Source organism: Streptomyces sp. NPDC048255 (assembly GCF_040652415.1).
Lineage (GTDB): Bacteria > Actinomycetota > Actinomycetes > Streptomycetales > Streptomycetaceae > Streptomyces.
Genome location: NZ_JBEZMA010000027.1, coordinates 15,924 through 40,460, shown reverse-complemented (window position 1 = coordinate 40,460; position 24,537 = coordinate 15,924). Strand labels below are relative to the sequence as shown.

Below are 24,537 nucleotides of genomic sequence, written 5' to 3'. Positions count from 1 at the left end.
GGACACATGTCCGATTCCCCGTAGACACCTCAGGGTCCTAACTCGTCAAGTGGGATGGGCATAGCCGCTGTGTAACCTGTCGATCTGTTCGAACGAGCAAGGGGGACGCCGGGGTGGACACCGAAGGAGCGCATGCTGCGATCCAGCTCCCTGAAGGCAATTGGTGGGACTGGGACGTGATCGCCTGGGACAGTGGGCAGCTCAGGCTTGCTGCCGGCTACGACCTGGCTTACCACCACGGCCTGGAACTGGTCTTCGGCGATCCGTTCTTCGTCTGCTGCCCGTCGGTGTTTCACGATCCGACCTTCCGTGCACCGACGGCGGACGAGCTCCTCAGAGTCACGCGTCAGGTCGGCGAAAAGCCACCCGTCGTGGTCGCCTTCGAGGCCGACGCGGGCGGGCAGGAGCCGGTCTCGTGCCTGATCGCAGCCGAGCGGTTCGATGTCGTCCAGGAATGGGTCCTGCGGTACTGGCGCGAGGATGTAGGCCCGGAGCAGCGCTTCGCCCCCTGGGTGCGGTCCCCGGACCAGCAAGCGGCCTCCAGCTAGGCGGCCGCTGTGCCCATCGGAGAAGGTGAGGTTGGGAAGGCCAGCTCCTCGTCATAATGCTGGCCCTGCTGGAGGCAGTGGTAGAGCTGGCCGATCATGCGGTTGAAGAGGTTGCGCTGGGCGGCGGCGTGCCAGTCTGCGTGGTTGTCGCGCCGGCGCCGGTAGTGGGCCTTGGCGCCGGGTGAGGCGGTGATCGCGGAGAACGCCCAGAGGTAGCCAGCGTGGTTGAGGCGGTCGTTCTTCACCCAGCGTCGGGTGATGCTGGACTTTTTGCCGGAGGCCCGTGTGATGGGGGACGCGCCGGCGTAGGCCTTCAGGCCGCGGGCGTCGGCGAACCGTTGCCGGTCGTCTCCGATCTCGGCGAGCACCCGGGCGCCGAGCTGGGTGCCGAGGCCGGGAAAGCTGAGGATGATCTCGGCGTCAGGGTGCTGAGGGAATGCCTCTTCGACTGCCTCGGCGAGGTTGTCGGCCGCGGTGCAGGCCGCCTCCAGCTGGACCAGGAGGGCGAGCATCTGCTTGCCGAGTGCGTCCTCGACCAGCTGCGGCTGGTGGGCCCAGTCTGCTCGGAAGACCTCGCGGAGCCGCTCGGCGTCGGCGGTGATGCCCCGCTGTCGGCCGGCCCGCTTGAGCGCGGCTTGGAGCTGGGTTCGCGTGAGGCGAGCGGCCTTGGCTGGCGTCGGGGCAAGCTTGAGGAGCTGGTGGGCCTCGGGGCGGCAGAGGCCGTTCTTCCAGGGTGCGAAGGCGGCGAGCGCGGCTGGGTAGTACTCGCGCAGTAGGGATCGGAGCTGGTTGGAGATCTGCTGGCGGTTCCACGTGGCGTCCTGCTGAGCCCGGGCGAGGACGGCGACGGCCCGGGCCAGGTCGCTGTCCTGGGGAAGCGGCCGGTGCGCGTGCATGTCGGTGCGGAGGATGTTTGCCAGCACCAGGGCGTCGCCGGGGTCGGATTTCTTGCGTGAGACGGAGTGCCGGTCGCGGTAGCGGGCCGCGGCCATCGGGTTGATCGCGAACACCTGCCGCTTCCCGGTCCGCAGCACCGCGACCAGCAGGCCTCGGGATGTCTCAATCGCGACTGGGATCGGGGACTCCTCCGTGTCGCCGTACTCAGCGAGTAGATCCAGCAGGATCTTGTAGCCAGTGGCGTCATCGGTGATGTGCCGCTTGGCCAGTAACTGGCCGCTGTCGTCGACCAGGGCGACGTCGTGTGTCTTCTCCGCCCAGTCGATGCCACAGTAGATCAAGATTCCCCTCCCGGTGTTCGGCTGTTTGTACTGGTCACGAGCTCATGCGGGACCACGCAGCGACCTAATCCCAGGACTCGACGCGAGGCCGGTCCGCCACCTCAGTAGCCGTTCGTGGCACCAGCTCACTCCGCGGGCCTCGGTCTATGCGGGAGCTCGGGGAGGCTCGGGCATCATGAGAGGTCACCGTGTAGTGGGCTCGCACCACCTGCAGCAACGAGTGAGGACTGCGTCTGGTGGTGGCGGCCAAAAGGACGCCGAACGTCGAACTGTCTAAATAGAGGCATCAAGTGCCGGGAGGTCAAAAGGCATCCGTTCGGCGTCCGTGTGGCCGCCACCACCAAGAGCGCCAGGACCGTCCACCGATCTACGGGAAGGCGTCGCAAGCCCGGGTGGAGCCAGATGTGACGGCCCTGGCGCTCGAACAGCCCACCCGGTTCTTCCTCCGGCCGGACTGCTCTTAACCACGGATTAGGGTGGAGCGGTGAAGGCAGACCAGTACGTGACGGTGGCCCGTGAGGGCGTGCACGAGTCCGAGATCAACCGTTCGCGGTTCCTCTGCGCGCTCGCGCCCGCCGCGACCGAGCAGGAGGCGCAGGACTTCGTCGCGCGCGTCCGCAAGGAGCACCCCACCGCCTCGCACAACTGCTTCGCCTACGTCATCGGCGCCGACGCCTCGGTCCAGAAGGCCAGCGACGACGGCGAGCCCGGCGGCACCGCCGGGGTCCCCATGCTGCAGATGCTCATGCGGCGCGACATCCGCTACGCCGTCGCCGTGGTCACCCGCTACTACGGCGGCGTGAAGCTCGGCGCGGGCGGTCTGATCCGGGCCTACGGCGGAGTCGTCGGCGAGGCCCTCGACGAGCTCGGCACCGTCACCCGGCGCCGCTACCGGCTGGCCACCGTCACCGTCGACCACCAGCGGGCGGGCAAGACCCAGAACGACCTGCGCTCCACCGGCCGGACCGTGGTGGACCTGCGCTACGGGGCGGCGGTGGAGATCGAGGTCGCCCTCCCGGAGGCGGAGCTGCCCGCCTTCGAGGCCTGGCTCGCCGACAGCACGGCCGGCAGCGCCACCCTGACCCTCGGCGGGGAGACGTACGCGCCCTGAGCGTCCTGGGGACGGGTTAGCGTAGAGGGGTTCAGCGAGCGGGAGACGACCAGGGGGAGACGGCATGTGCGGCGGGGCCGGCGAGTGAAGTTCCTGCACACCTCCGACTGGCACCTCGGCCGGTCCTTCCACCGCGTGAACCTGCTCGGAGCCCAGGCCGAGTTCATCGACCACCTCATCGAGACCGCCCGCGAGCACGAGGTCGACGCCGTCCTCGTCTCCGGAGACGTCTACGACCGGGCCGTGCCCCCGCTGCCCGCCGTCGAGCTGTACGACCGCGCCCTGCACCGGCTCGCCGAGCTCGGGGTCCCCACCGTGATGATCTCCGGCAACCACGACTCGGCCCGCCGCCTCGGCGTCGGCGCCGGGCTGATCGACCGGGCCGGGATCCACCTGCGGACCGACCCGGCAGGCTGCGCCGACCCCGTGGTGCTGGCCGACGTACACGGAGAGGTGGCGCTGTACGGGCTGCCGTACCTGGAACCGGCCCTGGTCAAGGACGAGTTCGGCGCGGCGAAGGTCAGCCACGAGGCGGTGCTGGGAGCGGCCATGGACCGGGTCCGGGCCGACCTGGCCACCCGCGCGCCGGGCACCCGCTCCATCGTGCTGGCCCACGCCTTCGTCACCGGCGGGCAGGCGAGCGACAGCGAGCGCGACATCGCCGTCGGCGGGGTCGAGGCCGTGCCCGCCTCCGTCTTCGACGGGGTGGACTACGCCGCCCTCGGCCACCTCCACGGCTGCCAGACGATCAACGAACGGGTCCGCTACTCCGGTTCCCCGCTCGCCTACTCCTTCTCCGAGGAGACCCACCGCAAGACCATGTGGCTGATCGAGCTCGGCGCCGACGGGGAGATCACCACCGCCGAGCGGATCGACACCCCCGTCCCGCGGGCCCTCGCGCGCCTGCGCGGCCCGCTCGACGCCCTGCTGGAGGACCCGGCGTACGCGGCGCACGAGGACTGCTGGGTCGAGGCCACGCTCACCGACCCGGTCCGCCCCGAGGATCCCATGGCCCGGCTCGCCACCCGCTTCCCGCACACCCTCAGCCTCGCCTTCGACCCCGAGGGCCGCGAGGAGGAGACCGGCGGCTCCTACGCGCAGCGCCTCAAGGGGCGCAGCGACCAGGAGATCGCCGAGGACTTCGTCGCCCACGTGCGCGGCGGCTCCGGTCGCGCCGACGAGGCCGAACGGGCCGTCCTCCAGGAGGCCTTCGACGACGTACGGGCCGACGACAGCCGCCAGGAGACCCACCGATGAGGCTGCACCGGCTGCGGATCACCGCCTTCGGGCCGTTCGCCGAACCCCAGGAGATCGACTTCGACGCCCTGTCCGGCGCCGGGATCTTCCTGCTGCACGGTCCCACCGGCGCGGGCAAGACCTCCGTCCTGGACGCCGTCTGCTACGCCCTCTACGGATCGGTCCCCGGCCCGCGCCAGGGCCCCGGCACCAGCCTGCGCAGCGACCACGCGGCGGCCGAGACCCCCACCGAGGTCACCCTGGAGCTCACCGCGGGCGGCCGCAGGCTGGAGATCACCCGCCGCCCCGAACAGGACCGGCCCAAGAAGCGCGGCACCGGCACCACCAAGGACAAGGCCCAGAGCTGGCTGCGCGAGCACACCGGCGAGGGCTGGGCGGCGCTCAGCCGCTCGCACCAGGAGATCGGCGAGGAGGTCGAGCAGCTGCTCGGCATGAGCCGCGAGCAGTTCTGCCAGGTCGTGCTGCTGCCGCAGGGCGAGTTCGCCCGGTTCCTGCGCGCCGACGAGGCGGCCCGCGGCCGCCTGCTCGGCCGGCTCTTCGACACCCGCCGCTTCGCCGCCGTAGAGGTCCTGCTCGGCGAACGCCGCCGGGCCGCCGAGGCCAAGGTGCGGGCCGGCGACGAGAAGGTCCTCCACACCGCCCAGCGCCTCGCCCAGGCCGGCGGGGACAGCGCCGACCTGCGGGCCTGGCCGCTGCCCGGGCACCAGCCCGGCGATCCCGGACTCGCCGCGGCCGTCCGGGCCTGGGCGGCCGTCGCGCGCTGCTCCGCCCGGGAGCGCCTCACGGTCGCCGAGTACGCGCTGGCCGCCGTCGAGGGCCGGCACGCCGCCGCCCGTCGGGCCGCCGAGGACGCCCGCGAACTCGACCGGCTCCAGCGCCGGCACGCGGAGACCGCCCGGCGGGCCGCCGTACTCGCCGAAGCGGGCCCCGAACGGGAGCGGGTACGGGGCCTGCTGGACCGGGCCCGGCGGGGCGCCCTCGTGGCACCCGCCCTGGAACTGCGCGGCGCGGCCTCCGGCGCCCACCTGGCCGCCGCGCACGCCGAGGCGGCCGCCCGCGCCGAGCTCCCGCCCGCCCTCGCCGAGGCGGGCACCGAGCAGCTGGCCGCCGTCGAGCAGCGGCTGCGCGAGGACCTGGGCGCGCTCGGCGCCGCCCAGCGGGCCGAACAGCGCAGCGCCGAGATCGGCCGCGAGCGGGCCGACCTGGAGCGCGAGGCCCGCGCGGCCGAGGAACAGCACCAGGAGTCCGCCGAGTGGCTGGAGCGCTGGGAGGCCACCCGGGGCGCCCTCCAGGAGCGCGCCGACGCCGCCCAGCAGGCCGCCACCCTCGCCGAGCAGCTCGCCGGGCGGCTGGAACCGGCCCGGCTGCACCTGAACGCCGCCCGGCGGCGGGACGAGCTGGCCGCCGCCGCGGAGCGGGCCGGGGCCGAACTGCTCTCCGTACGCGAGGAGTCGGCCGCCGCACGCGAGCGCTGGCTGGAGCTGAAGGAGGCCCGGCTGCGCGGGATCGCCGCCGAACTCGCCGAGGCACTGGTGGCGGGGGAGGCCTGCGCCGTCTGCGGGTCGGCGGAGCACCCCGCTCCGGCCCGGCCCGCGCCCGGCCATGTGGACCGCGCCGCCGAGGACGCCGCCCACGCCCTCTTCGAGCGGGCCGAGGAGGCCCGGGCCGCCGTCGAGCGCCGCCTCGCCGCCGTCGAGGAGGCCCGCACCGAGGCCGCGGCCGCCGCCGGGGACGCCACCACCGCCGAACTCCTCGACCTCACCTCGGACCTGAGCTCCCGGCACGCCGCCGCCCACGCCGCGGCCGCCGGACTGCACGCCGCGCGCGAACGGCTGGCCCGCGCCGACCGCGAGCACGCCGCCCGCAGCGCCGACCGGCTCGACTCCGAACGCCGGGCCGCCGCCAGGGTCTCCCGCCGCGAGGCCCTGGACCGGGAACAGGCCTCGCTGGAGACCGAGCTGGCCCGGGTACGGGGCGACGCGCCCACCGTCGCGGCCCGCGCCCGCACCCTGGAGGACCGGGTCCGGGTGGTCTCGGGAGCCGCGGGCGCGCTGCGCCGCGCCGAGGCCACCGCCGCCCGGCTGAAGGAGGCCGACGACCAGCTCGCCGACGCCGCCTTCAAGGCCGGCTTCGACACCGTGGAGGCCGCCTCCGACGCCGTCCTGCCCGAGTACGAACGCACCGCGCTCCAGCACCGGCTGGACGCCTGGCAGGCGGAGGAGGCCACACTGGCGGACCGCCGCGCCGAGGCCGGCACCGCCGAGGCCGCCGCCCTGCCCCCGGCCGAACCGGAACGGGCCGAGGCGTACGCGGTCCAGGCCGCCGCGAAGCTCCGTACGGCAGGCTCGGCCTTCGACGCGGCCCGGGTGCGCTGCGCCGAACTGGACCGGCTCTCGCGCCAGGCGGAGCAGGAACTACGCGCCCTGGGGCCGCTGCGGGAGGCCTACGACCGGGTGGCCAGGCTGGCCGGGCTCACCGCGGGCACCTCCGCCGACAACGAGCGCCGGATGCGCCTGGAGGCGTACGTACTGGCCGCCCGCCTGGAGCAGGTCGCCGCGGCGGCGACGGTACGGCTGCTGCGCATGTCCGGCGGCCGCTACACCCTGGTCCACTCCGACGCGCGGGCCGGCGGACGGGGCCGCTCCGGCCTCGGGCTGCACGTGGTCGACGCCTGGACCGGGAGCGAGCGGGACACCGCCACCCTGTCGGGCGGCGAGACCTTCTTCGCCTCCCTGGCCCTGGCCCTCGGACTGGCCGACGTGGTCACCGACGAGGCGGGCGGCATGCGGCTGGACACCCTGTTCATCGATGAGGGCTTCGGCAGCCTCGACGACCAGGCCCTGGACGAGGTGCTGGACGTCCTGGACTCGCTGCGCGAACGCGACCGCAGCGTCGGCATCGTCAGCCACGTCGCGGACCTGCGGTCCCGGGTCCAGGCCCAGCTGGAGATCGTCAAGCAGCGCGGGGGCTCCGTGGTGCGCCACCGCACGGCGGGGCTCACGGACTGAGCGGCCGCCGCCCGAGCGGGGACGAGTAGACAATGCTCGTGGTCACCGGGCCGAGGCCGGCGATCCGTCCGGTGACCTCCTCCAGGTGCGCCATCGAACGGGCGGCGACCTTGAGGACGAAGCAGTCGTCGCCCGTGACGTGGTGGGCCTCCAGGATCTCGGGGGTGGCGTCGAGGAAGTCGTGGAACGGCTTGTAGTTGCCGTGCGGGTAGCGCAGGCGCACCAGGGCGAGGATCGACTTGCCCAGCTTCTCGTGGTCGACCACTGCGGTGTAGCCGGTGATGACCCCGACCTCCTCCAGGCGGCGCACCCGCTCGGTGACGGCGCTGGCGGACATCGACACGGCGCGGGCGAGCTCCGTGAAACTGGCCCGGCCGTCCTGCTGGAGGACCTCCAGGATCCGCCAGTCGGTGGCGTCAGGGGAATATGCGGTCATGTGGCTTGTCTAGCAGGGGAATCCCCGGGGGAACAAGGGAAAGGCCGGGGAAATCCACTTCCGGAGAAGATCAACAGATCGTAGATTTTGAGCCATGACGACGACAGAGAACACCGCCGCCGCCCCTGCCGCCTCCACCACCTCAGCCGGCACCGCCACCTCCGCGGCCCCCGCCACCGCCAACCCCGTGCTCCGGGTGCCGCCGGCCTCCCCGGCCGCGGCCGCGGCCTACTTCGCCGCGAGCCTGGCCTTCCACGCGGACGTGTCCGATGTCGCCGCCGCCTTCAAGGCCCACCGCGAGGAGGGCGCCGAGCTCGGCTTCCAGCTGATCGACTCCCGCTCCACCCCGTCCTGGGACCAGGCCCACGTGCCGGGCGCCGTCCACCTGCCCACCGCCCTCATCCCCGAGCAGGCGGAGCGGATCCTGGACAAGAACGTCCCCGTGGTGACGTACTGCTGGGGCCCCGGCTGCAACGGCGGCACCCGTTCCGCTCTGGCGCTGGCCGAACTCGGCTTCCAGGTCAAGGAGATGCTCGGCGGCATCGAGTACTGGATCCGCGAGGGCTTCGAGGTCGAGACCTGGCAGGGCACCGAGCAGCGCGCGGAGGCCGACCCGCTGACCGCCCCCACCGACTCGGACGACTGCGGCTGCTGAACCGCCGCCCCGCACGCGGACGGGCCGCCCTCTCCCCCGGGGAGGCGGGCGGCCCGCGCGCGTGACGTGTCACCTGCGACCTGCGACCTGCGACTTGTCACGTGTGACCTGCGGCGCGTCCGACGTGCTGTGTGCCGTATGTCGTGTGCCGCGTGCCGCTGCCGTGTGACGCGGGGGATCAGAGCTTCGAGAGCTCGTCCACCAGGTCGTCCAGGCCCAGCGAACCCTGCGACAGCGCCGCCATGTGCCAGGCCTTCAGGTCGAAGGAGTCACCGTGCGCCGCACGGGCGTTGTCCCGGCCCAGGAGCCAGGCGCGCTCGCCGAGCTTGTACCCGATGGCCTGCCCCGGCATCGACAGGTAGCGCGTCAGCTCGCTCTCGATGAAGTCCGCCGGACGCCCGCTGTGCAGCCCGAAGAATTCCTGCGCCAGGTCCACCGTCCAGCGCTCGCCCGGGTGGAACGGCGAGTCCGCCGGGATCTCCAGGCCCAGGTGCATGCCGATGTCCACGATCACCCGCGCGGCACGCATCATCTGGCAGTCCAGGTAACCCAGGCGCTGCTCCGCGTCCTTGAGGTAGCCCAGTTCGTCCATCAGCCGCTCCGCGTACAGGGCCCAGCCCTCGCAGTTGGCGCTGACCCAGCCGACGGTGGACTGGTAGCGGGAGAGCTGGTCCGCTACGTGCGTCCACTGCGCCAGCTGGAGGTGGTGGCCCGGAACGCCCTCGTGGTACCAGGTGGAGACCAGGTCGTACACGGGGAAGCGGGTCCGGCTCATGGTCGGCAGCCAGGTGCGGCCCGGACGGGAGAAGTCCTCCGACGGGCTGGTGTAGTACGGAGCCGCCGCACCGCCCGGCGGGGCGATCATGGACTCGACCCGCTTGACCCGCTCGGCGAGTTCGAAGTGGGTGCCGTCGAGGTTCTCGATCGCCTCGTCCATCAGGCCCTGGAGCCACGTCCGGACCTCGTCGACCCCCTCGATGTGGGTGCCGTGCTCGTCCAGGTGGCGCAGCGCGTCCCACGGGCCGGAGCCCGGCAGGATCTTGGCCGCCTCCGCCTTCATCTCGCCGAGCAGCCGGTGGTACTCCGACCAGCCGTACGCGTAGGCCTCGTCGAGGTCCAGGTCGGTGCCGTTGAAGTAGCGCGACCAGCGGGCGTAGCGCTCGCGCCCCACCGTGTCCGGCGCGTCCGCGACGGCCGGGGCGTACACGTCGCGCATCCAGTCGCGGAGTTCGACGACGGCCGCCGTGGCGGCGGCCGCCGCCCCGTCCAGCTCCGCGCGCAGCCCCTCGGGCCCGTCGGCGGCGAACGCGCCGAAGTAGTCGCGGGCGCCGTCGTCGTCCTGGCCGGCCCAGGTGGTGAGCTGCTCGACGAAGGTGGCGGTCGGGCGCGGACCGCCGTACAGCCCGCGCTCCAGGCCCAGCGCGAGGCTCTCGCGGTAGCCGGCGAACGCGGCCGGTACGGCGCGCAGCCGCTCCGCGATCGCGGCCCACTCCTCGTCGGTGTCGGCGGGGGTCAGGGCGAAGACCTCGCGGACGGAATGGGCCGGGGAGTGGATGTTGCTGACGGCGCGCAGGCTCTCGTCGGCCTCGTGCACCGCGAGCTCGGCGGTCAGCCGCTCCCGCAGCAGGCGGGCGCAGCGGCGCTCGGCGTCGCTGTCCGCGCCCGGCAGCTTCTCGGCGTCGTCGAGGCGGGCGAGGGTGGTGCGGGACAGCTCGGCCGCCGCCGCGGAGCCCGCGGGGGAGAAGTCCGGGAGCTTGCTGGAGCTCGCGGCGACACCGAGGTAGGTGCCCGTGATCGGATCGAGGGCGATGAGTTCGTCGACGTATGCGTCGGCTACCTGGCGGGGCAGCCGGGTGGCGCTGCCGCTGTGGAGGATCTCTGACATGGGGCCATCTTCGTACGGCGGGTGTGGTCCCGTCATCACCGTTTACTGTCAACCTGCTGACCTGATCGGGACCAACGGTCCGGGCCCGGATTCCCTCCCGCGCGGTTCGGGGGAGCGGTCCGGGCCCGGATTCCCTCAGCGCTGCTACCGCGGGCTGCGCCGGCCGCCCGGAAGCTCGCCCGGGGTCTCGCGCGTCACCTCGTACGGCAGGCGGGAGCTGACCGGAGTCGCGTCCAGCCGGGCCGTGATCACCAGGGTGCCCTCCTCGATCTGGTAGTCGAGGGGGAGGCCGAGGCCGCGCATGGCGGCGACCATGCCGGTGTTGGAGGCCCGCGTGACGGCGTACACGCTGTCGCACCCGGCCTCGACGGCCATCGCGATCAGGCGGCTCAAGAGCTCGGAGCCGATGCCGCGGCGCTGCCAGTCGTCCTCGATGAGGAGCGCGACCTCGGTCTCGTCACCGTCCCACAGCAGGTGGCCGAGGGCGACCAGCTTGCCGGAGGCGGTGGTGGCGGCGAGGGTTCGGCCGAAGCGGGGGCTCAGCAGGTGGTCGAGGTAGCGGTCGGCGTCGGCGACGGGGCCGTGGTAGCGCAGCGACAGGGTGCGCTCCGAGCAGCGGTCGTGCATCGCGCGGGCGGCCGCCTGGTCGGAGCCGTCGGCGCGGCGGACGGTGATCTCGTTGCCCTCGGGCAGGGTCAGCACGTCCTGGCTGCGCGGGACGCGGGGGCCGAGCCGGGCGTCGAGCTCGACCAGGGCGCGGGCCCGGGCGAATTCGGTCGGGGTGAAGGGAAGGTAGGGCCGCTCCACGGTGATCGCGCCGCCGGAAGGGTCGCGCAGCCGCATGACGGTGGCCTCCAGGACCCCTTCGACCGGGGCGTCGGCGCCCGCGTTGGGGCGGCCCGAGAGGGTGGTCGCCGGGATCGAGTGGATGGTGCAGCGGCCGAGGAGCTGGCGCAGCGCGAGGGGGAGTTCGGCGGCGTCCAGGGCGGTGCGGGTGGCCAGGCCCAGGACGCGGGTCGGAGTGTCGACGAGGTCGTGGGCGTCGGCGCGCTCGATCCAGGTGCTGTGGCCGCCGGCCCGGGCGACTGCGCGGGTGAGCTCGGCGGAGGGCAACTGCTGCGGCGCGCGCAGCAGGAACTCGTCTACCGTCCCGCCCTCGGGGAGCGGGTGCGTCTGGAGGGTCAGGATGTCGACACCGTTACGGGCGAGGGTCGTGCAGAGCGCGGCCAGGGAGCCGGGTTCGTCCCGTACGGTCGTCCGCATGCGCCACAGCGCGGCGCTCGCCCCGGCCGCGAGGGGCGCGGCCGCGGGGTACGGCGCCGGAACCGTGGGCGCTGTGGTGCCCGGCGGCGGCGCATGGCTGTGGCGCCGCGCCCACCATGTGTGGAACGCGGCGGTCACCAGGAGTGCGACGGCCGAGGCGACCAGCAGGATCGGGCCCCTTGGACCGTGCACGACGAGGTTCGCGATGGCGTCGGCGACCGCGACGGCGCAGAACAGCGCGGCCAGTTCGACGAGGTCACGGCGCCAGTGGTGGCGGTGGTGGCGGTGGGCGGGGGCGGGGATGCGCTCAGTCATGCACATCACTGTGGCCCAGGGGTGTTGCGTGATCACGAACGATCTGTGACCGACTGGTTAAGTATCCATCTGGCCGATTTCATCCAGTTTTCTGGGTCCTGTCCGGAATTCGCGGTCGTCCGCGGGCGTCCGCGTTCGTGCCCGGGAGTCCGTACCGGTTACTGGTCCCTACTGGCCCACGCGCCCGGGACGGAGCGTCTTGGTGAAGAGCACCCCGCCGCCCTGGCGCCGCAGCCGGACGGTCAGTTCCCCGCCGGCCCCGTCGATGTCCACCTCTCCGTAGTACGGGGGGTTCTCCGAGGGGGACATGTTGGCGAGCGGAGCCGACTGGACGCACGCCGTCTCCGGGCCGAAGGTGGCGTCGAGTCGCCCGGCCGGGAAGCCGCCCGCGCCGATCGGGCCCGAGACGAACTCCCAGAAGGGTGCGAAGTCGGTGAAGGCGGCGCGCTCGGGGGCGTAGTGGTTGGCCGCGGTGTAGTGGACGTCGGCGGTGAGCCAGACGGTGCCGGTGATGCGCTGGTGCTTGATGTGGCGCAGGAGTTCGGCGATCTGGAGCTCGCGGCCCAGCGGGGCGCCGGGGTCGCCCTGCGCGACGGCCTCGAAGTTCGCGGCCCCGTCGGCGACCACGATGCCCAGCGGCATGTCGGCGGCGATGACCTTCCAGGTGGCGCGGGAGCGGGAGAGCTCGCGCCGCAGCCAGGCCAGTTGCTCGGCGCCGAGGATGCCGGTCCGGTCCTCGGTCTGCGTACCGGGGGAGTTGGCGTTGCGGTAGGTGCGCATGTCGAGCACGAAGACGTCGAGCAGCGGGCCGTACCTCATCACCCGGTACATCCGGCCCTCCGCGCGCCCGCCGCGCAGATCGGTGACGGGGAAGTACTCGCCGAAGGCCTGGCGGGCGCGGGCGGCGAGGGTGTCCGCGTCCCTGACCGTGTACCGGGGGTCGTCGATGAGCTGGCCGGGGTACCAGTTGTTGCGCACCTCGTGGTCGTCCCACTGGGCGAGGACCGGGACCTGGGCGTTGAAAGCGCGCAGGTTGCCGTCGAGCAGGTTGTAGCGGAAGTTCCCGCGGAACTCGGCGAGGGTCTCGGCGACCTTCGCCTTCTCCTCGGTGGTGATGTTGCGCCAGAGGCTGCCGTCGCGCAGGGGGACGGAGGGCTGGATGGGGCCGTCGGCGTAGATAGTGTCCCCGCTGAAGAGGAAGAAGTCGGGGTCGCGCTGCCGCATCTCCTCGAAGACGCGGTAGCCGCCGAGATCGGGGTTGATGCCCCAGCCCTGTCCTGCCAGGTCCCCGGACCACAGGAAGCGCACGTCCTGGCGGCGGGAGACGGGCGTGGTGCGGAAGGTTCCGTGGACCGGCTCGCTGGTGCGCCGCGGGTCTTCGGGGTCGGCCAGGAGCACCCGGTAGTGGACCTGCTGCCCGGGCGGCAGGTCGCGCAGGACGGTGGTCCCGGTGAAGTCGGTGGACGGGCCGAGGAGCGGGCCGCGGTGGCGGCGTACGGCGTAGCGGAACGATTCGCTCGGGGAGGTCTCGACGTACATCCGCGCCAGGCGGTCGGAGCGGGTCCAGACGGTGGCCGAATGGGCGGTGATCTCGCCGGACTGGACGCCCCAGGCCGCGCTCGGGCGGCCGGAACGGGCGAGGGCGGGGGCCCCGAGCACCGGTGTGGCGAGCAGTGCGGAGGACAGGGCGAGCGACCCGCCGAGGAGGGTCCGTCGGGTGTGCGGCATCGGTGCCATCGGTGCTTCTCCAGGGGCCGGCGGGGACGGGTCGGACCAGCGTGCCGCCGCACACCGGCCCGGTCGCGTCCGCCACGCGAACCGCGGATGAACAGCCGTCAGCGGCTCTGCCGTGGGGCTGGAGCTGTGGGGCTGGGACTGCGGCTGCTGCTGAGCGGCTGAGGTGCTCAGCCGTTTCGCTGCTCAGTCGCTCAGTCGCTCAGTCGCTCAGCCGATTAGTCGCTCAGCCGTTTCGCCGCTCCGGGCGGCGGGTGGTCAGGCGGGGAGGCGGCTCGTGCTGCGGGCCGTGTCCAGGATCACCCGGGCGACCAGCGCGGGATCGTCGTTCATCGGGACGTGACCGCAGCCGGGCAGCCGGACCAGCCTGGCGCCGGGGACGGTGTGCTTGGCGCGCACGCCCTGGCGGCGCAGCAGCAGCCGGTCCCGGCTGCCCCAGGCGATGGTGACCGGCAGCCCGGGGACGTCGTCGGTGAACCGTACGGAACCGCCCGCGGCGAGGGTCTGCGCGAAGCCGGTGGCATGGCGCAGGGCGAGGGTCTCCGCGACCACGGCCCCGGGCGAACGCCGGGCCGGGCGGGCGTAGATGGTCCCGGTGAGGGCGGCCCGGCCCGCGGCGCTGCGCGCGAGCCGCTCCACCGCAGGTCGGGGCAGCGCCTTGGCGCCCGCGCGCATCGCGAGGAGGGTGGCGAAGGCGTAGCGGCGTTCGCCCTGCGTCCAGAACCCGGCGGGGGAGAGGGCGGTGACCGAGCGGACGAGGCCGGCGCGTCCCATCTCGAGGGCGAGCAGCCCGCCGAGGGAGTTGCCCGCGACGTGCGGGCGTTCGACGCCGAGGGCCGTGCACAGCGCCCCGAGCGCCGGAGCGATGCTTGCCAGGTCGTACGGAACCCCGTCGGGCAGCGGCTCAGAGGCACCGAAGCCGGGCAGGTCGACGGCGATCACGTCGTGCTCGGTGGCCAGGATGTCGGTCACCGGGTGCCAGGCCTGGAGGTGATGGCCTATGCCGTGCAGCAGGAGAAGCGGTTCGCCCGCGCCCTTGCGCTCGTAGGCGACGGTGGCGGTGCGGGCGCCGAGCGGCGAATCGATCGTGAAGGAGACCGTGGCGGTCATGCTGCTCCTCGTCGGTGGACGCATGTGAGACAGGCTGTCAGTAGTGGCTACCGCCATCACTACCGTCCGGTAGCCCTTGACTACAAGCCTTCGGAGCGCACGAGAACATCCCATGAACGGCTTGATACGTATGCCCGGTCTGCCCGGCAAAGGGATAAGCATTGGTCTTGACCAAGGGGGTGCGCCGTCCTATCGTCGCAGGGATAGTGCAGGAACCTTTAATAAACAAGGGCGCGGAACTGCCGCTGGAACACGGCGAGTGCAGCGATGGCAGGAGGAGTCAGGGTGGGGACCACGCAGCTCGAAACGGTGCCGGAGCCGAAGTACTGGCACCTCAAGACCGTCCTCAGCGAGGCGCTCGACCAGGACTTCGCCGTGGGCGAGGTGCTGCCGAACGAGCGTGAGCTCGCCGCCCGCTTCGGAGTTGCCCGCGCGACCCTGCGCCAGGCCCTGGAGCAGCTGGAACTGGAAGGCCGTCTGCAGCGCCGCCGCGGGGTCGGAACCACCGTCGCCCCGCCGCGCGTCGGCGTGGCCGTCGGGACCGCGCAGCACAGCTGGCCCGGCGAGGGCGTCGACGGCTGGGAGCCGGTGGATGCGGCCGAGGGCGTGGCGCCCGCCGCCGTCGCGAGGCTGCTCGGTACGGGCGGCGCTTTCGCCGCCGATCAGCCGTTGCACACGGTGCGCCGGACCCGGGTCGCGCACGGCCAGGCCGTCGCCGCCGAGCTGCTGTACGTGCCGGCCGACTCCGTGCCCGGTCTGCCCGCCATCGAGGCCCCGGCCGGACCCGCCCGCGCCCGCGCCGTCCTGCGCGAACTGCAGCGGCTGGTCCTGGACGGCCAGGACCGCTCGGTGGAGCTGGGCTCCGCCCGCGCCGACGACGCCAAGGAACTCGACCGCCTGCCCGGCGCCCCGGTGCTCCTGGTCACCACCCGCTACTTCACCGCCGCGGGCACGGCGGCCGTCTCGGTCGCCACCTACCGGGCCGACACCTGCCGCCTCACCTTCGGGGACTCGGGCGCCGTCGAGATCACCCACGAACCCCGCGTCGCTTCCTGACGTTCGCGCTGTCGGCTGTCGGCTGTCGGCTGTCGGCTACTGGCTCTCGCCTGTCGGCTACCAGGGTGGCGGGTGTGGTGCCGGTGCTGTGCCGAGGCCGCCCGGTGATGCCGGGCGGCTCTGGAGCGGCCTCGCGGTGGCGGGGTCAGCGGCGGCGGGCCGTGACCGTCTTCTCCACGGCGAAGAGCTCCTCCTCGACGTGCTCCATCGCGAGCCGTAGCGCTCCGGTGGCCACCGCCGCCTCGCCGAGGAGGGACAGGGTCACCCGGGGCGGGCGCAAGCAGTAACGTTCCAGCTCCTGCCGCAGGGGGTCCAGGACCCCGTCAAGCCCGGCCGCCCAGCCGCCGACCACGACGAGCTCCGGGTCCATGGCCAGGACCAGCGCCGCCACGTCGTGCACCAGCCGCTGCAGGAACCGCTCCACGGCGGCCACGGCCCGCTCGTCGCCCCGCTTGGCCATCGCGAAGACCTCGGCGACCGCGGGCTCGTCCAGCGGGTGCAGCGGTTCGCCGGTGGTCGACAGCAGTTTCTCCGGCGTGACCTCGCGGCCCAGCAGGTGCAGCGCGCCGATCTCTCCGGCCGCCCCGCCGAAGCCCCGGTGCAGCCGTCCGCCGATCAGTGAACCGGCGCCGGGGCTGAGCCCCGCCATCACGAACACCATGTCGTCGGTGTCCCGCGCGGCCCCCTTCCAGTGCTCAGCGACCGCCGCCGCGTTGGCGTCGTTCTCCACCTGCACCGGGCAGCGGAACGAGCGCCGCAGCCGGTCCCCGAGCGGCAGCCCGGTCCAGCCCGGCAGCGCCGTACCGAGGCGGACCGTACCGTCGGCCTCCACGATCCCGGGGCTGCCGACCCCGACCGCGCGCAGGGAGTCCCGGGGCACACCCGCCCGGCGCAGCAGGTCGGCGACCGCCGACCGCACCCGTTCCAGGCGCTCGTCGGCCGAGGCCGTCTCGGCGACGTCCTTGGTACCGGCGCCGATCACCCGCCCGTCCAGCCCGGACAGGAGCACCGCGATCCGGTGCGAACCGATCTCGATGCCCAGCAGATGCCCGGCCTCGGCCCGGAACCGGAAGCGCCTGGCCGGTCGCCCCTGCCGCCGCGCACCTTCTTCCGCGTCGGCCTCGACGACGAGACCCGTCCCGATCAGCCCCTCCACGACCCCCTCGACGGTGGGCCGGGAGAGCCCGGTCACCCGGGTGAGGTCGGTGAGGGTCGGTGATCCGGCCGCGCGCAGTGCCCTCAGGACCACGGCGGAATTGATCCGCCGGAGCAGGGAGGGGTCCCCGCCGGTCAGCTGCCCCAACGTGTGTCCTCCCAGCTAGCGAGCTTGTCAGCCGGATCGTACTGCCCACCGGCTGCGGCGGCGAGAAGCAGCCCCCCATCGGCCGGAACCGGTCTCCCTCAGGCCGGGGCGACGAACCCCGACTCGTACGCCGTGATCACCGCCTGCGTCCGGTCCCGCGCTCCCAGCTTCGCCAGGATCGCGCTGACGTGCGACTTCACCGTCTCCGCCCCGATGATCAACTGGGACGCGATCTCGACGTTCGTCAGACCCCGCGCCATGAGCCGCAGGACCGCCTCCTCCCGCTCGGTCAGCGCCGCCCGCTCCAGCACCGCCCTGGCCTGCCGGTTCCCGTACTCCGCGGCCAGGGCCCGCACCGCCGCCGGGAAGAGCAGCGTCTCGCCCTCCGCCACCAGCCGTACCGCGTGCACGATCTCCGAAGGCCGGGCGCGCTTCAGGAGGAACCCGTCGGCGCCGGCCCGCAGGGCCTGGTACACGTACTCGTCGTTCTCGAAGGTGGTCACCACGAGGATCTTCGGCGGGGCGTCCACCGACCGCAGGACAGCCCGGGTCGCCTCGATGCCGTCGAGCAGCGGCATCCGCACGTCCATCGCCACGACGTCCGGCCTCAGCTGCCGTACGAGCGGGACGACGGAGGCACCGTCGGCGGCCTCGCCCACGACTTCGATATCGGGCTGGGCATCCAGGACGGCACGCAGACCCGCGCGCACCAGGGGTTCGTCATCGACGATCAGTACGGTAACCGGCATCCGGTCAGCGTATTCGCTCCAGCGGGAGCCGTGCGCGCACCCTCCAACTGCCCTCGTGCGGACCCGTTTCGGCCTCCCCGCCGAGCAGCGCGGCCCGCTCCCGCATGCCGCGCAGGCCGCTGCCGCGGCCCGTCATCAGCGCGGGACCCGCCGGGAGCGGGTTGGTCACCTCCAAGTCCAGCCTGCCCACCGCCATTTCGATCCGTACCCGTACCGGAACCGGCCCGCTGTGCCGCAGTACGTTGGTCAGTGCCTCCTGGAGGATCCGGTACCCCTCCCGGGTGACCGGGCCCGGCAACGTCTCCAGCGGCCCGGACAGTTCGGCGTCCACCGAGGCGCCGGAAGCGCGCGCCGACTCCAGCAGCCGGTCCGCGTCGGCCAGGGTGGGGCGCTGGGAGGGAGGCTGCGCGGACTCCCGGAGCACCAGCAGCACCCGCTCGAGATCCTCCATCGCGGCCCGTCCGGTCTCCTCGATCGCGCACAGCGCGCGCTCGGTGAACGCCGGGTCGCCCGCGGCTCGGGCTGCTCCCGCCTGGACCACCGCCACCGTGAGTGCGTGCCCGATGGAGTCGTGCAACTCCCGTGCTATCCGAGTCCGTTCCAACAACTGCTCGGTGCGCGCTTCCAGCGCGCTGAGCCGCTCGGCCGCCGAAGGGCCCAGGAGCCTGCTGGCGATGGCCGTGACGGCTTGGCCGAGCAGCACCACGATGACCAGCAGCAGGATCAACGGAACCGGCACGAGGAGGATGGCCAGCCAGCGAGGCGGGATGAAGGGCAGGATCACGACGTCCGCCCCGAGCGAGCGCCCGGCGCCGGTGACGGCGAGTTCCAGGGCCATCATCGGCAGCCACACGGTCGCCAGCGTGGCCGCGCCCGCCAGCACGAGACGTATCTCCAGCCAGGCGACGGTGCGCCAGCGGTCCGCCCAACGCCCGGACGCCGCCGTGCTGATGGAACCGTCGTGCCGGCCCCGCTCGTGCGGGGTCAGGAGGAACTGGGCCTGCAAGCCCTCGGCCAGCCGCACCCATGGGACGAGCCCGAACGGGGCGACGATCAGGGCGGGCATCCAGGGCCATGCGGGCTCTATGAAGAGCCAGATGGACACGATCAGGATCGGTACGAGCAGGTGGAGCCAGCGTGTGTACGTGACCCCGCGAAGAGGAGCACGAAGCAGTCGGTACATGGCTTCATCCTGGCAGTTGGCAGATGGGCGGCGTCTCCCCCGTGCGGGGGAGACGATCCCCCCGCGTGGGGGAGGTCAGGGGGTGTGGCCGACGGCGAATCTTGAGACATGAACCGCATCGAGATCCGAGACCTGACCAAGGAATACGGCGCCACCCGCGCCGTGGACCACCTCACCTTCGACGTCCTGCCCGGCCGCGTCACCGGATTCCTCGGGCCCAATGGGGCCGGCAAGTCGACCACGATGCGGCTGCTGCTGGGGCTCGACCGGATCACCTCCGGGACGGCCACCATCGACGGTCGGCAGTTCACGGCATACCCCGATCCTCTCCACCGGGTCGGCGCGCTCCTCGACGTCCAGGCGATCCACGGCGGCCGGAGCGCGCGGAACCACCTGCGTTTCCTCGCCGCTTCGAACCGGATCCCGATGCGCAAGGTGGAGGAGGTGCTGGAGCGCAGCGGCATAGCCCCGGCCGCCGATCGCCGGGTCAAGACCTTCTCGCTCGGCATGCGCCAGCGGCTCGGCATCGCCGCCGCCCTGCTGGGCGATCCGGGGGTCCTGCTGCTGGACGAGCCGACCAACGGGCTCGACCCCGAGGGCATCATCTGGATCCGCGAGCTGATGCGCGGACTGGCCGCCGAAGGGCGGACCGTCCTGGTCTCCAGCCATCTGATGTCCGAGACCGCCGCCCTGGCCGACCATCTGATCGTGCTGGGACAGGGCAAGCTGCTGGCCGACACCTCGATGGAGGCGTTCATCGACGCGCGCAGCACCCCACGAGTGCGGCTGCGCACCTCGGACCCGGCGCGCCTGCGGGCCGCCCTGGCCCGGGACGGCTTCGAGCTGATCAGCGTCGACGGCGGGCGTTGGACCGTCGACGGCATACAGGCGGAGCAGATCGGCAGCATGGCCGCCCGCGAGGGCATCCCGATGCTGGAGCTCGCCGACGAGCGGGCCTCACTGGAACAGGCCTACCTCGACCTGACGGCTGACCACGCCCAGTTCGCCGCCACCCACTGACATACCGACCACTCGTCCCGGAGGCCTTGCCATGAGCGTCGCTCTGCCCACCTTGCCCGTCCTGCACTCCGAATGGATCAAGATCAGATCGCTTCGGGGTACGTTCGGCGCCCTGATAGCCATCCTCGCCACCACCGTCGGCATCCAGGCGTTCACGGCCTGGGCGATAGGGACGGCGGAGGCAGGGAGCATGGGCGACGATCCACTCTTCGCGGCGTACTACGCCGTCAACTTCGGCCAGGTAGCGGCCATCGCCTTCGGGGCCAACGCCTTCTCCGCCGAATTCCACAACGGGGCCCTGCGCACCACCTTCGCCGCAGTGCCGAACCGTAGTCGGTTCTATCTGTCGAAGATGGCCGTCATCGGCGGACTCGCCTTCCTGGCGGGTCAGGTGACGGGGCTGCTCACCTTTGTCGCCGGGCAGGCGTTCATGGGGCAGTACGCCCTGGAGCTCGGCGCCCCGGGCACCGTGCGGTCGATCATCGGATGCGGTCTCTACCTGACGGTCATCACGTTGTTCGCGGCTGGCCTGACGGCGATCCTGCGCAGTGGTGTCGCCGTGCTCAGCATTCTCGTCCCCTTCGTCCTGCTCCTCTCCTTCGTCATCAGCGGGGCCGCCAGTGACATCGGCCAGTTCATGCCGGACAAGGCCGGGCAGATGGTGTTGCGGAGCGAGTCGATAGGCGGCGTACTCGGCCCGTGGACCGGGATGGGTGTGGCGATGCTGTGGGCCGCGGCGGCGGTGATCGGCGGCTGGGTCGCGGTGCGCCGGCGGGACGCGTGACGCCGGGCCAGTTGTCAGTGGTGGTCGGGATACTGACGGTATGACCACGGCAGAGCATCTCGACACGATCGACCGGCTCCGGGTGACGGATTTTCCGCCCGAGCCGGTCCGGTCCGGTGGGCGGAGCAGCGGTCCGGGTTACCACCTGGTAGAGGTCAGCCGGGCCGCGGACCTCGGTGAGGACGGCGGAGCCGGCCGGGGCGAGGCGATCGACCAGACCAACGCCGAGTACGGGGCACTGACCCAGGCCCTGACCGGCCGGTGGGGGGAGGCGCAGGTGTTCAGCGTGATGTCGCTCAGAGCCAGGGGGCTCGAGGGGGAGGAGATACCGGCGCCCTGGGACAGGGTGAGCAGCAGCACCGACCACGTGCACGCGTGGCAGGCGGAGGGCTGGTGGCTCGTGGCCTACGTGGCGCAGTGGGACGGCGGTGAACCGTACGCGCTGATGGCAGGGGTCACGGTGATCGACCCGCCGTAGCCGGGGCGGACGGCGGGGCAGGGTGGCGGGGTCAGACTGGCCGGGGGCCGGGGGCCGGGGGGTGTGGTGGCCGGGCCTCGCCTCCAAATGGGTGGCGGCACAACGATTCTTCGAGCATCGAAAGGGTGATGGGGGCGTCGCGCTCCCTCTCGGCAAAGCAGCATGGGGCCGTCTGAATTGCCGCTTTGAAGGAGTCACTTTCATGCTTGGTCGTCGTTCCGTTCCCGCTGCTCTCGGAGCAATTGCCCTCGTGCTGGGGCTGGGCGCGGCTACCGCCCCCGCAGCCGTTGCCGCTCCTTGCGGTTTCTACGAGACGGGCAGTGACGCGTACTACAACCACTGCACGGGCGATGGCTCCCGGGTCGTGATCGAGGTCGAGGTGTGGGGGCCCAACTACGAGAAGTGCGTGGGGCCGGGCACCACATGGCTGGGGTCGGCGAAGAAGATTGACGGCGCCCACTACGTCCACCGCACCTGCTAGCCCCTTCTCGCTCAGGCCTGGTCAGGGCTCGAACAGGGGGAGCGGTCAGGAGGCGTCGGGGGATTCCGCGGCCGCGCGGAGGCGGGCGTACTCCTGGGCCATGGTCTCGGCGGTCCAGTGGGCGTTGAGGCCGCTGGGGTTGGGGAGGGCCCAGATGCGGGTGGAGCCGATGGTTCGTTCCTGGGGGCCGATCTGGGCCTTCCTCTCGCCGAAGGCGGTGCGGTAGGCGGTGACCCCGACGACTGCCAGCCACTGGGGGCGCAGGAGTTCCACCTTGGCCGTCAGGATGCGGCCGCCCTCGCGGAACTCCTCGGCGCTCAGTTCGTCGGCGCGCGCCGTGGCGCGGGCCACGACGTTGGTGATGCCGAGCCGGTAGGTCAGCAGTTCCTCCTGCTCCGCGGGGGCCAGGCGGCGCGGGGTGAAGCCCGACAGGTGCAGGACGGGCCAGAAGCGGTTGCCGGGGCGGGCGAAGTGGTGGCCCGTTGCGGCGGAGAGAAGACCCGGGTTGATCCCGCAGAACAGCACGCGAAGACCGCCCGCGACCACGTCCGGGAGGACGCGGTCGCGGGCGGCGGTCAGCTCGTCGGGGGTCAGAGGATCGACCCCGGCGCGTACCCGGCGGCCTCCGGGTACTGCTTGGCGATCGCTTCGATGCGGGAGACCACCGCGGCGACCTGGTCGCCGGCGGCGCCCGTGAAGGACAGCTTGTCGGCCATCAGGGCGTCGAGCTGGGCCCGGTCCAGCGGCATCCGCTCGTCGGCTGCCAGCTTGTCCAGCAGCTCGTTGCGCTCGGCGCCCTGCTCGCGCATGGCGAGTGCGGAGGCCACCGCGTGCTCCTTGATGACCTCGTGGGCGGCCTCGCGGCCCACCCCGGCCCGCACCGCGCCCATCAGGACCTTGGTGGTCGCGAGGAACGGCAGGTAGCGGTCCAGTTCCCGGGCGACGACCGCCGGGAAGGCGCCGAACTCGTCCAGGACGGTCAGGAAGGTCTCCAGCAGGCCGTCGAAGGCGAAGAAGGCGTCCGGCAGGGCCACGCGGCGGACCACGGAGCAGGAGACGTCGCCCTCGTTCCACTGGTCGCCGGCCAGCTCGCCCGTCATCGAGGCGTAGCCGCGCAGGATGACCATCAGGCCGTTCACGCGTTCGCAGGAGCGGGTGTTCATCTTGTGCGGCATCGCGGAGGAGCCGACCTGGCCGGGCTTGAAGCCCTCGGTGACCAGCTCGTGGCCGGCCATCAGGCGGATCGTCTTGGCGATCGACGACGGAGCGGCGGCCAGCTGCACCAGGGCGGTGACCACGTCGTAGTCGAGCGAGCGGGGGTAGACCTGGCCGACCGAGGTGAAGGCCTGGGCGAAGCCGAGGTGGGCGGCGATGCGCTGTTCCAGGTCGGCGAGCTTGGCGGCGTCGCCACCGAGCAGGTCGAGCATGTCCTGGGCGGTGCCGACCGGGCCCTTGATCCCGCGCAGCGGGTAGCGGGCGAGGAGGTTCTCCAGGCGGTCGTAGGCGACCAGCAGCTCGTCGGCGGCCGTCGCGAAGCGCTTGCCCAGGGTGGTGGCCTGCGCGGCCACGTTGTGGGAGCGGCCGGCCATGACCAGCTCGGCGTGCTCGCCCGCCAGCTTGCCGAGGCGGGACAGGACGGCGACCGTGCGGTCACGGGCCAGTTCCAGCGAGAGCCGGATCTGGAGCTGCTCCACGTTCTCGGTCAGGTCGCGGGAGGTCATGCCCTTGTGGACGTGCTCGTGACCGGCGAGGGCGTTGAACTCCTCGATGCGCGCCTTCACGTCGTGCCGGGTGACCTTCTCGCGCTCGGCGATGGAGGCGAGGTCGACCGTCTCCAGGACGCGCTCGTAGTCGGCGAGGGCGGCGTCCGGAACCTCGATACCGAGGTCCTTCTGGGCGCGCAGCACGGCGAGCCACAGCCGCCGCTCCAGCGTCACCTTGTACTCGGGGGACCACAGGACGGCGAGCTCCGCGGAGGCGTAGCGGCCGGCCAGGACATTGGGGATGCGGGGCTTGGCTGTCACGTGTAGGGATTCTACTTGGGCCGCGGCTGTGCGTTTACGCAGGTAGGGACCCCGGCTCCGATTGTGCCTTGCTACGAGAGCCGCTCGCCCCCGGAGGCCTCGTACGGCAGCAGTTCCGGGCGCTTGGCGGGGCGGCCGTCCCCGGAGGAGCGGCCCGTCAGGCGGCGGCCGACCCAGGGCAGCAGGTGCTGCCGGGCGAAGCTCAGGTCCTGGGAGCGGCGCAGGGCCCAGCCCGGGGGCGCGGAGGCGGGAAGTTCGGTGCGCCAGTCCGCCTCGGGCGGCAGGCCCAGGGACTGCCAGACGGCCTCCGCCACCCGGCGATGCCCCTCGGCCGTCAGGTGCAGCCGGTCCACGTCCCACATCCGCGGATCCGCGAGCGCGGCGGCCCCGTACAGGTCCACGACCACGGCGTCGTGCCGGGCGGCGAGTTCCTCGATGAGGGCGAAGAGCTCCTCCATGCGCGGACGGAAGCGTTCCATGACCGGCCCGTTGCGCCCCGGGGAGCGCATCAGCACGAGCTTCTTGCAGGAGGGGGCCAGCAGCTCCACGGCCTCTTCCAGGTGCCCGCGGACCCGGCCCATGTCGACCTTGGGGCGCAGCGTGTCGTTCAGCCCGCCCACCAGGCTCACCACGTCGGCCCCCATGGCGGCCGCCACGGGCACCTGCTCCTGCGCGATCTGTCCGATCAGCTTCCCGCGGACGGCGAGGTTCGCGTAGCGGAAACCCGGCTCGCACGCGGCGAGCCGGGCGGCCAGCAGATCGGCCCAGCCCCGGTAGGAACCGTCCGGGAGCAGGTCGGACATGCCCTCGGTGAAGGAGTCGCCGACCGCGACGAAACTGGTGTAAGAGGCATTCATTTCCATGGCGGAGCGATGTTACCGCGCGGTACCCCGGCCCTG

General features: G+C 72.5%; 22 protein-coding genes. 10 read left to right on the top strand and 12 right to left on the bottom strand.

Features of this window, described 5'->3' with window-relative positions; translation table 11 throughout:
• Positions 1 to 113 precede the first annotated feature (113 nt).
• The gene (locus AB0D94_RS21580) at positions 114 to 548 is read left to right on the top strand and encodes a hypothetical protein (RefSeq protein WP_362054281.1); all 435 of its coding nucleotides are present in this window, start codon (positions 114 to 116) and stop codon (positions 546 to 548) included.
• Here AB0D94_RS21580 and AB0D94_RS21575 read toward each other — a convergent pair.
• Positions 545 to 1,789 carry an IS110 family transposase gene (locus tag AB0D94_RS21575; RefSeq protein WP_362054429.1) on the bottom strand — a complete coding sequence of 415 codons (1,245 nt, stop codon included), beginning with the start codon at positions 1,787 to 1,789 and terminating at the stop codon, positions 545 to 547. The two genes, AB0D94_RS21580 and AB0D94_RS21575, sit on opposite strands and share 4 nt — an antisense overlap.
• Before the next feature lie 481 nt (positions 1,790 to 2,270).
• Here AB0D94_RS21575 and AB0D94_RS21570 point away from each other — a divergent pair, with 481 nt between their 5' ends.
• The 3 genes from AB0D94_RS21570 to AB0D94_RS21560 all read left to right on the top strand — a co-directional run bounded on the left by AB0D94_RS21570 (position 2,271) and on the right by AB0D94_RS21560 (position 7,162).
• A complete protein-coding gene (locus tag AB0D94_RS21570) occupies positions 2,271 to 2,897 on the top strand; it encodes a YigZ family protein (RefSeq protein WP_362054278.1) in 627 nt (208 codons plus the stop codon).
• A gap of 84 nt (positions 2,898 to 2,981) precedes the next feature.
• Positions 2,982 to 4,154 (top strand): exonuclease SbcCD subunit D, encoded by a 1,173-nt coding sequence (locus AB0D94_RS21565; RefSeq protein WP_362054275.1) that lies wholly within the window; start codon positions 2,982 to 2,984, stop codon positions 4,152 to 4,154.
• On the top strand, positions 4,151 to 7,162 hold the full coding sequence (locus AB0D94_RS21560) for an SMC family ATPase (protein WP_362054272.1): 3,012 nt from the start codon (positions 4,151 to 4,153) through the stop codon (positions 7,160 to 7,162). The genes AB0D94_RS21565 and AB0D94_RS21560 overlap by 4 nt, the downstream gene beginning before the upstream one ends.
• Here AB0D94_RS21560 and AB0D94_RS21555 read toward each other — a convergent pair.
• Positions 7,152 to 7,598 (bottom strand): Lrp/AsnC family transcriptional regulator, encoded by a 447-nt coding sequence (locus AB0D94_RS21555; RefSeq protein WP_362054269.1) that lies wholly within the window; start codon positions 7,596 to 7,598, stop codon positions 7,152 to 7,154. The two genes, AB0D94_RS21560 and AB0D94_RS21555, sit on opposite strands and share 11 nt — an antisense overlap.
• A gap of 94 nt (positions 7,599 to 7,692) precedes the next feature.
• On the opposite strand from AB0D94_RS21555, the gene AB0D94_RS21550 reads away from it, so the two are divergent.
• The gene (locus AB0D94_RS21550; protein WP_362054266.1) at positions 7,693 to 8,253 is read left to right on the top strand and encodes a rhodanese-like domain-containing protein; all 561 of its coding nucleotides are present in this window, start codon (positions 7,693 to 7,695) and stop codon (positions 8,251 to 8,253) included.
• Between the two features lie 178 nt (positions 8,254 to 8,431).
• Here the strand turns inward: AB0D94_RS21550 and AB0D94_RS21545 are convergent, their stop codons facing one another.
• The 4 genes from AB0D94_RS21545 to AB0D94_RS21530 all read right to left on the bottom strand — a co-directional run bounded on the left by AB0D94_RS21545 (position 8,432) and on the right by AB0D94_RS21530 (position 14,560).
• Positions 8,432 to 10,138 carry a DUF885 domain-containing protein gene (locus tag AB0D94_RS21545; protein WP_362054263.1) on the bottom strand — a complete coding sequence of 569 codons (1,707 nt, stop codon included), beginning with the start codon at positions 10,136 to 10,138 and terminating at the stop codon, positions 8,432 to 8,434.
• Positions 10,139 to 10,282: 144 nt separating this feature from the next.
• Entirely contained in the window at positions 10,283 to 11,716 is a 1,434-nt protein-coding gene (locus tag AB0D94_RS21540) for a GNAT family N-acetyltransferase (protein WP_362054260.1), read from the bottom strand.
• A 168-nt stretch (positions 11,717 to 11,884) separates the two neighbouring features.
• The gene (locus AB0D94_RS21535) at positions 11,885 to 13,444 is read right to left on the bottom strand and encodes an alkaline phosphatase D family protein (protein WP_362054426.1); all 1,560 of its coding nucleotides are present in this window, start codon (positions 13,442 to 13,444) and stop codon (positions 11,885 to 11,887) included.
• A gap of 264 nt (positions 13,445 to 13,708) precedes the next feature.
• Positions 13,709 to 14,560, bottom strand: coding sequence for an alpha/beta fold hydrolase (locus AB0D94_RS21530; protein WP_362054257.1), 852 nt, complete (start codon positions 14,558 to 14,560; stop codon positions 13,709 to 13,711).
• Positions 14,561 to 14,845: 285 nt separating this feature from the next.
• Between AB0D94_RS21530 and AB0D94_RS21525 the strand changes: the two genes are divergently transcribed.
• Positions 14,846 to 15,616, top strand: a complete 771-nt coding sequence (locus tag AB0D94_RS21525; protein WP_362054254.1) for a GntR family transcriptional regulator — start codon at positions 14,846 to 14,848, stop codon at positions 15,614 to 15,616.
• Between the two features lie 145 nt (positions 15,617 to 15,761).
• Here AB0D94_RS21525 and AB0D94_RS21520 read toward each other — a convergent pair whose 3' ends face one another.
• The 3 genes from AB0D94_RS21520 to AB0D94_RS21510 all read right to left on the bottom strand — a co-directional run bounded on the left by AB0D94_RS21520 (position 15,762) and on the right by AB0D94_RS21510 (position 18,851).
• Entirely contained in the window at positions 15,762 to 16,919 is a 1,158-nt protein-coding gene (locus AB0D94_RS21520) for an ROK family transcriptional regulator (protein WP_362054251.1), read from the bottom strand.
• Positions 16,920 to 17,017: 98 nt separating this feature from the next.
• Positions 17,018 to 17,668 (bottom strand): response regulator transcription factor, encoded by a 651-nt coding sequence (locus AB0D94_RS21515; RefSeq protein WP_362054248.1) that lies wholly within the window; start codon positions 17,666 to 17,668, stop codon positions 17,018 to 17,020.
• Between the two features lie 4 nt (positions 17,669 to 17,672).
• Positions 17,673 to 18,851, bottom strand: coding sequence for a histidine kinase (locus AB0D94_RS21510; RefSeq protein WP_362054245.1), 1,179 nt, complete (start codon positions 18,849 to 18,851; stop codon positions 17,673 to 17,675).
• A gap of 108 nt (positions 18,852 to 18,959) precedes the next feature.
• On the opposite strand from AB0D94_RS21510, the gene AB0D94_RS21505 reads away from it, so the two are divergent.
• The 4 genes from AB0D94_RS21505 to AB0D94_RS21490 all read left to right on the top strand — a co-directional run bounded on the left by AB0D94_RS21505 (position 18,960) and on the right by AB0D94_RS21490 (position 21,614).
• Positions 18,960 to 19,871: an ATP-binding cassette domain-containing protein gene (locus tag AB0D94_RS21505; RefSeq protein WP_362054242.1), complete on the top strand. Its 912-nt coding sequence runs from the start codon at positions 18,960 to 18,962 to the stop codon at positions 19,869 to 19,871.
• A gap of 31 nt (positions 19,872 to 19,902) precedes the next feature.
• Complete coding sequence (locus AB0D94_RS21500; protein ID WP_362054239.1) at positions 19,903 to 20,655, top strand: ABC transporter permease; 753 nt, start codon at positions 19,903 to 19,905, stop codon at positions 20,653 to 20,655.
• Between the two features lie 40 nt (positions 20,656 to 20,695).
• On the top strand, positions 20,696 to 21,133 hold the full coding sequence (locus tag AB0D94_RS21495; RefSeq protein ID WP_362054236.1) for a hypothetical protein: 438 nt from the start codon (positions 20,696 to 20,698) through the stop codon (positions 21,131 to 21,133).
• Between the two features lie 202 nt (positions 21,134 to 21,335).
• On the top strand, positions 21,336 to 21,614 hold the full coding sequence (locus AB0D94_RS21490) for a DUF6355 family natural product biosynthesis protein (protein ID WP_362054233.1): 279 nt from the start codon (positions 21,336 to 21,338) through the stop codon (positions 21,612 to 21,614).
• 45 nt (positions 21,615 to 21,659) lie between these two features.
• Here the strand turns inward: AB0D94_RS21490 and mug are convergent, their stop codons facing one another.
• The 3 genes from mug to AB0D94_RS21475 all read right to left on the bottom strand — a co-directional run bounded on the left by mug (position 21,660) and on the right by AB0D94_RS21475 (position 24,501).
• Entirely contained in the window at positions 21,660 to 22,208 is a 549-nt protein-coding gene (gene mug / locus AB0D94_RS21485) for a G/U mismatch-specific DNA glycosylase (protein WP_362054423.1), read from the bottom strand.
• Positions 22,205 to 23,638 carry an adenylosuccinate lyase gene (purB, locus tag AB0D94_RS21480; protein ID WP_362054230.1) on the bottom strand — a complete coding sequence of 478 codons (1,434 nt, stop codon included), beginning with the start codon at positions 23,636 to 23,638 and terminating at the stop codon, positions 22,205 to 22,207. The genes mug and purB overlap by 4 nt, the downstream gene beginning before the upstream one ends.
• Before the next feature lie 71 nt (positions 23,639 to 23,709).
• A complete protein-coding gene (locus AB0D94_RS21475) occupies positions 23,710 to 24,501 on the bottom strand; it encodes an SGNH/GDSL hydrolase family protein (protein WP_362054227.1) in 792 nt (263 codons plus the stop codon).
• Between the last annotated feature and the right edge of the window lie 36 nt (positions 24,502 to 24,537).